Origin of the sequence: Selenomonas sp. (assembly GCF_052169755.1) — a bacterium.
In the GTDB taxonomy this organism is placed as follows: domain Bacteria; phylum Bacillota; class Negativicutes; order Selenomonadales; family Selenomonadaceae; genus Selenomonas.
On the sequence record NZ_JBQNBV010000066.1, the window covers coordinates 1 to 11,374 of the forward strand.

11 protein-coding genes are annotated in these 11,374 nt (G+C 57.2%); all 11 read right to left on the reverse strand.

Annotated features, from left to right (window positions below):
- On the reverse strand, positions 1–613 hold a 613-nt coding region (locus ACTTKG_RS06030), incomplete at its 3' end, for an AMIN domain-containing protein (protein ID WP_442673346.1).
- A 19-nt stretch (positions 614–632) separates the two neighbouring features.
- Positions 633–1,409 carry an amino acid ABC transporter ATP-binding protein gene (locus ACTTKG_RS06035; protein ID WP_442673347.1) on the reverse strand — a complete coding sequence of 259 codons (777 nt, stop codon included), beginning with the start codon at positions 1,407–1,409 and terminating at the stop codon, positions 633–635.
- Positions 1,390–2,034 (reverse strand): amino acid ABC transporter permease, encoded by a 645-nt coding sequence (locus tag ACTTKG_RS06040; protein WP_442673348.1) that lies wholly within the window; start codon positions 2,032–2,034, stop codon positions 1,390–1,392. The genes ACTTKG_RS06035 and ACTTKG_RS06040 overlap by 20 nt, the downstream gene beginning before the upstream one ends.
- A gap of 298 nt (positions 2,035–2,332) precedes the next feature.
- A complete protein-coding gene (locus tag ACTTKG_RS06045) occupies positions 2,333–5,530 on the reverse strand; it encodes an efflux RND transporter permease subunit (RefSeq protein ID WP_442673349.1) in 3,198 nt (1,065 codons plus the stop codon).
- An 18-nt stretch (positions 5,531–5,548) separates the two neighbouring features.
- Positions 5,549–6,712: an efflux RND transporter periplasmic adaptor subunit gene (locus ACTTKG_RS06050; RefSeq protein ID WP_442673350.1), complete on the reverse strand. Its 1,164-nt coding sequence runs from the start codon at positions 6,710–6,712 to the stop codon at positions 5,549–5,551.
- Between the two features lie 221 nt (positions 6,713–6,933).
- A complete protein-coding gene (gene hutW / locus ACTTKG_RS06055) occupies positions 6,934–8,559 on the reverse strand; it encodes a heme anaerobic degradation radical SAM methyltransferase ChuW/HutW (RefSeq protein ID WP_442673351.1) in 1,626 nt (541 codons plus the stop codon).
- Between the two features lie 11 nt (positions 8,560–8,570).
- Positions 8,571–9,086 carry a flavodoxin family protein gene (locus ACTTKG_RS06060; RefSeq protein WP_442673352.1) on the reverse strand — a complete coding sequence of 172 codons (516 nt, stop codon included), beginning with the start codon at positions 9,084–9,086 and terminating at the stop codon, positions 8,571–8,573.
- A gap of 159 nt (positions 9,087–9,245) precedes the next feature.
- The gene (locus tag ACTTKG_RS06065; RefSeq protein ID WP_442673353.1) at positions 9,246–10,061 is read right to left on the reverse strand and encodes a TonB family protein; all 816 of its coding nucleotides are present in this window, start codon (positions 10,059–10,061) and stop codon (positions 9,246–9,248) included.
- A 19-nt stretch (positions 10,062–10,080) separates the two neighbouring features.
- Positions 10,081–10,485 carry an ExbD/TolR family protein gene (locus ACTTKG_RS06070; protein ID WP_442673354.1) on the reverse strand — a complete coding sequence of 135 codons (405 nt, stop codon included), beginning with the start codon at positions 10,483–10,485 and terminating at the stop codon, positions 10,081–10,083.
- Positions 10,482–11,096: a MotA/TolQ/ExbB proton channel family protein gene (locus ACTTKG_RS06075; protein ID WP_442673355.1), complete on the reverse strand. Its 615-nt coding sequence runs from the start codon at positions 11,094–11,096 to the stop codon at positions 10,482–10,484. Before ACTTKG_RS06075 ends, ACTTKG_RS06070 begins: the two co-directional genes overlap by 4 nt.
- A gap of 88 nt (positions 11,097–11,184) precedes the next feature.
- On the reverse strand, positions 11,185–11,374 hold a 190-nt coding region (locus ACTTKG_RS06080), incomplete at its 5' end, for a hypothetical protein (RefSeq protein ID WP_442673356.1).

Below are 11,374 nucleotides of genomic sequence, written 5' to 3' on the forward strand. Positions count from 1 at the left end.
CGGGCAGAGCGCTGCCCTCGCTTTTCGAGCGAGGCGGCAAAACGGCGTTTTCCGCATCCGAAGAAGATGTATCCGCAGCGTCTGCGGAGCTGTCCTCTTCATCTGTCGAGCGCGTCCCATGACCGAAATCGATGTTCGAGCCGCCCGAAGAAGCGCTGCCGGAAGAAACCGCGCCGCCCGACAGATTGCCGAAATCCATGACCACGCGGTATGGCACAGCGCCGCCCTCCAAAGAAAACACATCGTAATTGCTGCGGTTCTTATATATCTCCGTTTCCACAACGACGCGCACCGTGCTCTTGTCAAACTGCCCCAAGCGCACCTTCGTCGCAAAGCGGCTCTTGATCTCCTGACTCTTCGTCACCGACGGTGAAAGACGCGCACCCAAAAGATCGACGACGACGCGTCCCGGCGCAGTCAACGTCATCGAGCGGTAATCGACTTCACCATCTGCATCGACGACAATGCGCACCTTGTCCTTATCTGCGTGGACGCGCACATTCTTGATCTCGGCAAGAGGCGCCGCTTTTGCCGTGTGAAAAGCAAAAAAAGCAGGAAAAATCACACCCAGCAGCAGAGCAAAAAAGACCAGACGACGAAACAACACGTTCATGCGAACCCCTCCCGTAACCTCAAAGCATGTTGCGCAAAAACGCCTGCGTACGCTCTTCCTGCGGGTGTTGGAAAAGCGCGTCGGGCTTTCCCTGCTCCACAATCGTACCGTCCGCCATGAACACCACCTGCTGCGACACCTCACGGGCAAACGCCATCTCATGCGTGACGACGACCATCGTCATGTGCTCCGTCGCCAGTTCACGCATCGTTTTCAAGACCTCGCCCGTAAGCTCGGGATCAAGCGCCGACGTCGGCTCATCAAAAAGCATGATCTCAGGCCGCATCGCCAAGGCGCGTGCGATGGCGACGCGCTGCTGCTGCCCGCCCGAAAGCCGCGTTGGATACGCGTCGCGCTTATCGTAAAGCCCGACTTTTCTAAGAAGCTCCTCCGCCGTCGGCACGATCTCCTCGCGCCTCATGCCCTTGACCTGCATCGGCGCTTCCAAAAGATTTTCAAGCACCGTCATGTGTGGAAAAAGGTTGAATTGCTGAAACACCATACCCATTTTCAAGAGAAGCATACGACTCTTCTCGCTTGAAGCATACTCCGTATGCCCCGCCTCATTTTCTAAAGCCAGGAAGTCCCCATCGACCTCGATCGACCCTTTATCGATCTCTTCGAGACGGTTGATACAGCGAAGCAACGTCGATTTTCCTGAACCCGACGGCCCGATGATCGAAAGCGTCTCGCCCCGCCTCGCCTCAATGTCGATGCCGCGCAAGACCTCGTTCGTACCAAAGCTCTTATGGATGCCGTGCATACGGATCGCCGGCTCATTCCTCGTACTTGCCATAGTACGCCTCCAATTTTTTGAATCCCCATGTCAAAACGAACGTCATCGCGAGATAAAAGACAGCCGCCACAAAGAACGGCGTCATATCGAACTCACGCTGTACGATCGTACGCGCCACGCGCAAAAGATCGTTCATCGCCAAGATATAAATGAGAGATGTATCCTTGACGAGATTGATCGTCTCGTTGCTCACAGGCGGCAGCACATGGCGAATCATCTGCGGCACGATAATGCGCCGCATCGTCTGCGTATACGTCATGCCGAGCGACTTCGCCGCCTCGTACTGTCCGCGCCCGATCGACTGAATACCCGCGCGGAAAATCTCCGCAAAATACGCCGCATAGTTGAGCGTGAAGGCGAGAAGCGCCGCCGCGATGTCGGGCAGACGTATGCCGATCATCGGCAAGGCGAAGTAGACGAAGAGAAGCTGCAGCATCAGCGGCGTGCCGCGCATGATCCAGATATAGAACTCCATCAAGTGACGCAGCGGTCTGAGGTTTGATATGCGGCAAAGCGCGACGGCAAGACCGAGGGGAAGCGACAAAAGAAGCGTCACACAGAAGATTTCCAAAGTGATCTGTGCACCTTCGAGCATCAAGAGCGCTGTCCCCAAAATATTTTCCATAGATTCCTCTCCTCATTTCCCGGAGCATCGCATCCATGTACCGCTCCGACGATTGCCCTTCTATCTTATCACAAATTTTCCCTTTCGCCCATATTTTTAAGAGAAAATAGATATGCAGCATAGGAAAACAGACAAACCGTTGTCCGTCCGCATGAAGAACGACCCGCACACATACGCCAAAATATACCATACGATGAGCGGCAAACAAGATGATTGTCGTAACCGATACACGAAAAGAAGCCGCCCCGCAGGGCGGCTTCTCGCCAAGAAGTGCCGCAAGCCGCATCTTCCAACACTATCACATATAATCGACCGGCGTTTTCTTCTTCGCCTGTTTGAGCATACCAAATTTCGCAGCGATCCATTCCACGATGACGTAGAACACAGGGATCAAAAACACGCCGAGAATCGTCGCAAAGAGCATACCGCCGACGACGGCGACGCCCATGCCGTTTCTCGCAGAAGCGCCCGCGCCCGTTGCAACGGCAAGCGGCAGGCAGCCGATGATGAACGCGAAGCTCGTCATGAGGATCGGGCGAAGGCGCAGCCCCGCCGCCTCGATCGCCGCCTTGACCGGCTCCATGCCCCGATCGACGCGCACCTTCGCGAACTCGACGATGAGGATCGCGTTCTTCGCCGCCAGACCGATGATCATGATGATGCCGATCTGCATGTAGATGCTGTCCTGCAGCCCTGCATTCATGTGGTGGAACAGAATCATGCCGCCCATGCCGAGCACATACTCGGAAAGAAGCGCGCCCAAGATACCTGTCGGCACCGTCAAAAGCACGGCAAACGGCACACTCCAGCTCTCGTAGAGAGCCGCGAGGCAAAGGAATACGAATACAAAGCACAAGGCGAGCACGCGAAGCGTCGAACTTCCCGCCGTCTTTTCCTCGCGGCTCTGACCCGACCACTCGACGTTGAATCCTGCAGGCGCGACCTCAGATACGACCTCTTCCGCCGCACGCATCGCGTCGCCCGAGCTGTAGCCCGAGGCGGCGTTGCCTTGGATCTGAACGGCACGCGCCGAGTTGAAGCGCGAGATGATCGGTGCGCCCGTGCCGCGCTTCGGCTTCAGGAGCGTGTCAAGCGGCACCATCGTGCCCGCGCTCGACCTGACGAAGATGAAGCGCGTCGCCTCAACCTCCGAGCGATACGGCATATCCGCCTGCATCATGACCTTGTAAGTACGGCCGAACTGGTTGAAGTCATTGACCTGATAGCCGCCGAAGTTGACCTGCAGCGCCGTGAACACGTCGCTCATCTGCACGCCGAGCTGCTTGACCTTCTCGCGGTCGATCTCGAAGTCGTAAATCGGCGAGTTGACGCTGTACGTCGTCCGCACACCCTGCAGCTCGGGACGCTGGTTCATCGCCTGCACGAGCTGCTTCGTGATCGTATCAAGCTCTTCATCCGTATGCCCCGACATATCCTGCAGCTGCATCGTCCAGCCGCCGACCATGCCAAGTCCCGGCAGCGCCGGCATGTTGAATGCAATCACCTGTGCCTCAGGCGCGACCTTCGCGCCAATGCCGAAGGTCTTGCCGATGAGCATGTTGATATTCGTCTCGATCGTCGTGCGCTCACTCCACGGATCGAGTCCGACGAAGATCGTGCCCGCGCTCGACTTCGCGCCGAAGGACAGGATATCGAAACCATTGATGGCCATGACCATATCGACGCCGGGCAGCTCCTTGAGAGAGGCCTGCACTTTGTCCATGCTCTCCTGCGTGACGTTGGTCGACGTGCCGGGCGGCAGGCTTACGGAAACGATATAAAATCCCTGATCCTCATCGGGCACGAAGGTCGACGGCATGTTCTTATAGACGATCGCCGTAAGCGCGCAGACGAGCACCATGAAGAGAATGGCGAAACGCGACTTGCGAATCATCTTGGCGACAATGCCCAAGTAGCCGCTCTTCGTCTTGTCAAACCACGTATTGAAGCCGTCGAAGAAGCGGTCGAGAATGCCCTTCTTGTCCGCCTTGTCCTTCGCGTGCGGCTTCAAGATCAAAGCGCAAAGAGCCGGCGTCAAGGACAGAGCGACAAATGCCGAAATCGCCATAGAGATGGCGATGGTCAAAGCAAATTGCTTGTAGAGCACGCCCATCATGCCGCCGAGGAAAGCAACGGGCACGAACACAGCGGCGAGCACGAAAGCGATCGCCACGACAGGTCCCTGCACCTCGTCCATCGCGCGCTCCGTCGCATCGACAACACTCAACCCCTCGCTCATGTGATGCTCGACATTTTCGATGACGACGATGGCGTCGTCGACGACGAGACCGATGGCGAGAACCATCGCGAAGAGCGTCAATGTGTTGATGCTGAAATCAAGCGCGATGAAGGCGATGAACGTGCCGATCAAAGATACCGGCACAGCGAGAAGAGGAATCAGCGTCGCACGCCAGCTCTGCAAAAAGAGGAAGATGACGAGCACGACGAGGAGAAGCGCTTCGACGAAGGTGTGCACGACCTCCGTGATAGACTCACGAATGTAGTTCGTACTATCGACGATCGTATCGCAGCGCATCTCGGGCGGGAAGTTCGGCCTTGCTTCGTCGATGACCTGTTTGACGGCAGCAACCGTCTGCATGGCATTGGCGTCGCTCGTGAGCTGGACGCCCATAGCAAGCGCCGGATGTCCGTTCGCCTTGGCGATGATGCTGTTCGTCTTCGCGCCCGTCTCCACACGCGCGACATCCTTGAGGCGCACGAAGCTGCCGTCACCCGAAGCGCGCACGATGATATTGCCGAACTGCTCGGGCGTCACGAGACGGCCGTTGATCTTGCCCGTCGCCTGCTTTTCCTGCATCTCGGGCACGGGCATCGCACCGATCGTACCTGCCGGCGCCTGCATGTTCTGCTCCTTGATCGCAGCTGCAACATCGGAGACCGTGAGTCCGAGCTCGGCGAGCTTATCCGGATTGAGCCAGACGCGCATCGAATAGTCCGAGCCGAAGATCTGGACGTCGCCGACGCCATGCACGCGCTTGATCTTATCGAGGAGATAGATCGTCGCATAGTTCTTGAGGAACGTGCTGTCGTAGAGGTCGCTATCCGAATACATGGAGACCATCATCGCCATGTCGTTCGACGCCTTCTTCGTCGTGACGCCGACCGTCTTGACGTCGTCGGGCAGGCTCGCCGTCGCCACAGCGACATTGTTCTGCACCTTGACCGAATCCATGTCGCCGTCCGATCCGGTCTCGAACGTGACCGTCAGACTGTAGCGCCCCGTATCGTCCGAGTTGGAGCTCATATAGTCCATGCCCTGCGTGCCGTTGACCTGATCTTCAATGATCTGCGCGACCGTCTGATTGACGACGCTCGCGCTCGCACCCGTATACATCGTACCGACGGTGACCGTCGGCGGCGAGATCTGCGGGTACTGCGCGATCGGCAGCTGAAGCCCCGCGATGACGCCGCAGATGACGATCAAAAGCGCGATGACGATGGCAAAAATCGGCCGATGGATAAAAAACTTTGCCAAGCTTATGCCCTCCTATGCCTATTTGCCCAACGTGCTCACACTGGAGTCAAATGCCTTCATATCGTTTTCGAGCGAGAAGCCCATATCGGCTGCCGTGACCTCTGTCGGAGAAAGCTCGACGCCCTCCTGCAGGTTCGTCAGACCTTCGACGACGACGAGATCATTCGCCGAGACGCCGTCCTTGATGATGTAGAAGCTGCCCACCTTGTCGCCGAGCGTCACGGTGCGCGCCTTCGACTTGCCGTCCTCCATGACCATCACGAAGGACTTGTCGAGAAGCTGCTGCACGGCACGCTCGGGTACAAGAATGGCGTTCGGTACCGTCTGTCCCGAGATCTTCACGCGTGCGAACATGCCGGGAAGCAAAAGACCGCCGGGGTTGTCGAAGAGCGCCTTGATCTTCAAAGTGCCCGTATTGTCCTTCAAGGCGCGATCCGTCTCGACGATGCGTCCGTCGATCGGATATGCCGTGCCGTCTGCGAGCGTCAGCGATACCCGCGCCGAAGGAGCGCCCGCGCCGCGCATGGCGGCGCCCATGAACTTCAAGTAATCCGTCTCACTGATACTGAACGCCGCGTAGACGGGATCGTTCGTGCCGACCGTCACGAGCGTCGTATTGCCCGCCGTAACGAACGTGCCGACGGCGACATCGTCGACGGCGAGCTGCCCCGTCATCGGCGCGTAAATCGTCGTGTCGGCAAGATCCTGCTGCGCACGGCGAAGAAGCGCTGCATTCGCCTCAGCCGCCGACTCATAGGCGCTGACGTTTGCACGCTGCGTAGCCACCGTCTGCTCCGGAATCGCCGCCGCCTCGTAGAGAGCCTCATAGCGTGAGAGATCGACGCGCGCGTTGCTCAGCGTCGCCTCCGTCTGCGCGAGCGCCGCCTGCGCCTGCCAGACAGCGGACTCGTACTGACGCGAGTCGATACGATAGAGCGGCTGCCCCGCTGTGACGAAGTCGCCGCCCTTCACATACTTCTCGACGACGGCGCCCGAGACTTTCGACTGCACCTTGACCTCGTCCTTGCCCGCAATCTGCCCCGCATACTCGCTCGTGATCGGCGTATCCTGCTGCATTGCCTTCATGACTTTGACCTGCGCCGGACCCTTCTGCATCCCCTGCTGTCCTCCGCAGCCGCTCAAAAGTAGCGCGAAAGAGAGAACGGCTGCCGCAAAAAGCATGGAAAAGCCGCCTGTTTTTTTCTGTAGGAAAACCAAGATTCCTCTGCCCCTTTCTTTCCCCTCGCCTGCTTTTCGAGACTGTGGGACACTTGATTGCCTTATCTTCTAATGAGGCGATACCGCCCCTATAATTTCCAATAGTATATGAACGAAATCGAAAAGTCAAGAAAAAGAAACGGCAGGCAAACAGGAAAATCCCTGCCGCCCGCCATCTTCATCACTCACTTTTCCTCTACTTTTCGTTCTTCCATCATTTTCTGCAGACGCATCATATCCTCCATCGTCGGCATACCCTTGATGCCTGCTTCCTTGGCGAACTCTTTGAGCACCTGCAGCGACGGCATACCGCCTTTCGCCATCTTCTGCATACGCTGCATCATCTCGATCGACGGCACGCCGTTCATACCGACGCCGTGCATTTTCTCCTTTTCGTTCCCGTGCTTCTTATCCTGCGCCGCGATGCGCTCAACGCTCATCGCATTCTCCCCCGTCAACAGGTACTGAATGCACTCAACCGTCGTCTGCGCGATGTTGACCTCCCAGAATTTGCCTGCGATGGTCAACGCATACTGTACGCCGTTAAAAGCGACGAGTCCGCGCTTTTCCCAAAGTTCATAGAGCCAGCGAAGTCCCGTAAGACGCTCATCCATCGCTTCAAGGCGCGAAAGATCCATAAGCCCGTATTCCAGCATATTGACTGCACAGTTGGAAAACGGCTGGATCTCCGACTGCTTCACAAGCCCCATGATCGGCTTCTGATTGCTCGCCACAAGCATCGCGTACGGCTGCAGCACACGATGAAGCATGACGGCATAACCTCCGAGGAAGCCGCCCGCGCTGCTGCCAAAGGGGAACATCGGCACGCCTCGTTTCGCGAGCGCATTGTAGAGACTGCGCTCACGGCTGTTGCGCGCCCAATGGCACATACTGAGCTGACGCCAACCGCGCTTCTTCATATAATCGTACGCGAAGGCGAACATCTTCGCCTGCTCCTTCGTCGTCACCGCCGGAGCAAGTTTTCCCTCAGAAATGCGCTTATTAAGATCGCTGCCCTCGTATACATTGAGCTGATAGAAGTCGGCGCCGTCGATGCCTGAGGCGATGAGATCATCAAGATCCTGCTGCCAGACCTCCATAGACTGACCGGGAAGCCCATAGATGAGGTCAAGCACGACTGAGCACTGCTCGTACGACTTCAAAAGTCTGAGCCGTTCGAGGACTTCTTCTCTCGTTTCGAGTCTGCCCTGTGACTGGCGCACCTTCGTATCGAAGGACTGTACGCCGAGCGAGATGCGGTTGACGCCGTTCGCGAGCCACGCCTCAATCTTCTCGGGCACAAGATCGTGGATACGACCTTCGAGCGTCAGCTCATAATCGTTCGCTAAGGGAAGCACGCGGCGCAGCGTACTGAGGACGCGCACGGCGTTCTCTGCCGAAAGAGATGTCGGCGTGCCGCCGCCGATGAATACGGCGTGTATGAGACCGCCCTTGAGACGCGGTGCGTCGGCAGCCGCTTCGATCTCCTCGATCAGCGCCTCGACGTAGTCATCCTCCGCCGACTGCTGCGCAGCATTTTGGAAGAAGCCGCAGTACAAACACTTCGTCTTGCAGAACGGAATGTGAATATACGCCGTCTGCACCTCGCCTTTTTTCGCGGGCGTGTTCATGATGCTGCGCCACGTCTCCTGTGCCTCGGCGGGCGGCACAACCTCACCGCGCACCCCCGCATGGACGACGCGCTTTCTCGGAAAACTTTCCGTCAACGGATCATCCGTCTCCCGACCAAATTGCAGCTCGCGCTGCTCCTCGGTATCGGCGGCAAACATCTCTTCTAACTTATAAGCCATCACGCTTCACCTCACGAAATCTTCGCCATCGTCTCCTCGGCAAACTTCTTCGCCGCCGCCAAGTCTGCCTCATCCGGATGCGTCGCTGCCTGCGCATGGAGTGCATCACGCTCCGGCGACTGCCCGTGGACATGCCCCTTCGGATATTTCTTATACATCATCTCGATGACCTTGGGATCGACAGCGCCTTGGCAGATGAACCTGCCGACAGGCGTCTTGCCTTCAGGCAAAAGCTCGGCAGCCTTGTCAAGACTCTCCTCTGCGTGAGCCGATTTCGGATTCGCACCGAGCGTCGCGAAGATCGCCACATGCTTGTTCGTCAGCTTCGGCAACAATTCCGCCGTCGCCGCATCCGCCGTGCCGCGATCAACCCAGAAGCCCACGAATACGCAGTCATAGTCGGCGAGATCAGCAGGCACTTCCTTGATGGAAACCGCCTGTGTTCCTGCGGGCAGACCGCTGGCAATCGCTTCGCCGACCTTCTTCGTGTTTCCCGTAAGAGACGAATACACAACAATAGTACGCATAAAAACTCTCCTTTTCTGAATAAAATTCATGAATATAGTATTATCTATATTCACATTATAACACATCATCCCGCAATGGGAAGAGGCAGGGAGAAAAAAATATTCTAATCTTTCCTCTCGCCGTCCCCTGCGGGTCGTACTGCTTTCGTTTGCCTGCGCTCAGTTCAAGTAGAAGTTCACCGGTGTCGATACCGTGACGGTCTGCCCCGTGGGATTTGGGAAGCTGCCGACCGCACGCGCTGCATCAAGCGCCGCATCATCGAGGATGTCGCTGCCCGACGAACTGCCGAGCGAGACGCTGACGATGCTGCCGCTCGTATCAATCGTGCAGATGACGGACACCGATCCCTCCAAACGGCGCTTGATCGCCATGTAGGGATACTGCTTGTTCGCGTCGATCGCCGCGCGGAAGCCTGCCGCATCGAAGGGCGAAGTGCCCGTTCCCGAAACATTGCCGTCGCCCGAGCCTTGACCTGCACCCGAGCCTTCACCGTAGCCATGTCCATCCCCTGTGCCCGAGCCGGATCCTGTGCCGCTGCCCGAGCCTGTGCCGCTGCCCGTACCCGTACCGCTGCCTGCACCTTCTCCTGTGCCTGTGGCGGCTGCCGCAGGCGCGGAGCTGCTCGAAGACGCGGATGATGTGCTCGGTGCAGCATCCGGAACCGACACCGCCTCCGGCGTCTTTACAGCCGTCGGCTCCGGCAGGATCGGTTGTGTCTGCGTCTGCTGCACGGTCTCCACACGCTTTGCCACTTCTTCCGGCTTCAGCGGCTCAGGAAACGCAGCTGCGCCGCCGCCCCCGCCTTCATGTCCGCTGCCTTGGCTGAAATTCGAAGTCGCAAGGTCAACAACGTATGTCTGCTGCTCCTTCTCCGCGACGATCTCCGCTAAACCAATGGCAAAAATCACAGCGACTACGACGTGAAGCAGGGCGGAAGCAAGGTACGCTTTTTTCCATGAAAGGTTCTGCTCCATATATTCTTCCTTCCCTCATTCACTTTTGCTCGGCAGCGATCGACAAGCGCGTCACTCCCGACGTCTTGAGCATGTCCATGACGGCGACGACCTGACCGTGCGCCGTACGCTTGTCCGCCTGCAGGACGACTGCGGCGTTGGCATTCTCCTGCATGTGCTGCTTCATAATCGTCGCAGACTCGGTGATGCTCACGGGCTTATTGTCGATCGTGATGTGGCCTTCCTCGTCGAGCGTCATGATGATCGGCAGCTGTGCGGGCGCGGATGCGCTCTGCGCCTGCGGCAGCTGCACGGCAAGCGCTTTTTGCGCAACCGTCTGCAAGCTGTTCATCATGAAGAATACGAGCAGGAAGAAGATGATGTCGATCATCGGGATGATCATGAATACCGGCTTTTTTCCTGTGCGATGTTTGCTGAAGTTCATGCCTGATCCCAACTTTCCTTTTTCGCCCCGAGGACTGTCGAGCAAAGACGTTCCGTATCCGTGACAAGCGTATCGAGCTGATGATCAAAGTATGTGTAGAAGCAGAAGGCGATGATCGCCACGCAGAGACCGCTCGCCGTCGCGACGAGAGCCTCGCCGACGCCGCCCGTGATCGCCGCCGCACCGCCGCCGTTATCAAGCACGCTGAACGTCTGGATCATGCCCGTGACCGTACCGAGAAGACCGAGGAGCGGCGCGATCGTGACGATGGCACTGAGGTAGTCAAGATAGCGGTGGAAGCTGATCGACTCCATCGACATACGATCTTCAAAAGCGCTCTTCATCGCCGCTTCCGACTTGTCATGCGCCATGCCCTGCCCAATGACGCGGCTCAAAGCCGAAGGGAACTCCTCGCAGAGCTGACGCACGACATCCCAGTCCTTCGCCGTCGCCGCATGATAAACGCCGTGGAAAAACGTCTTTGAACCCTTGCGATTATTGCGGAAATAATAGAATCTCTCGACTGCGATCGCCAACGTGATCAGCGAGAGGATGAGCAGCGGATACATAACGAAACCGCCGCTGTTAAAAAGGTGAATAAAGTTTTCCATTTGTCAACCACTCCTTAAAAATTGAGAATATCTTTGCCGCTGCATGAAAGCAGACCATGCCGAACTTCATACAGCGGCGCTTAACAATTTAGAAAGTCATACGCATGCCGAGACGATAGATGCGCCCACCCAAACCAAGGTACGGATCGTAAGCATCAAATACATTCGTGATGCCCGCATAGACCGTCGCGTTATTCGTGACGTCTTTTTCAAGCATCAGATTCCAAACGCCGTAGTTTTTCTCCCGGGCAACTTTTTCACGTGTGTAATTGTGCAAA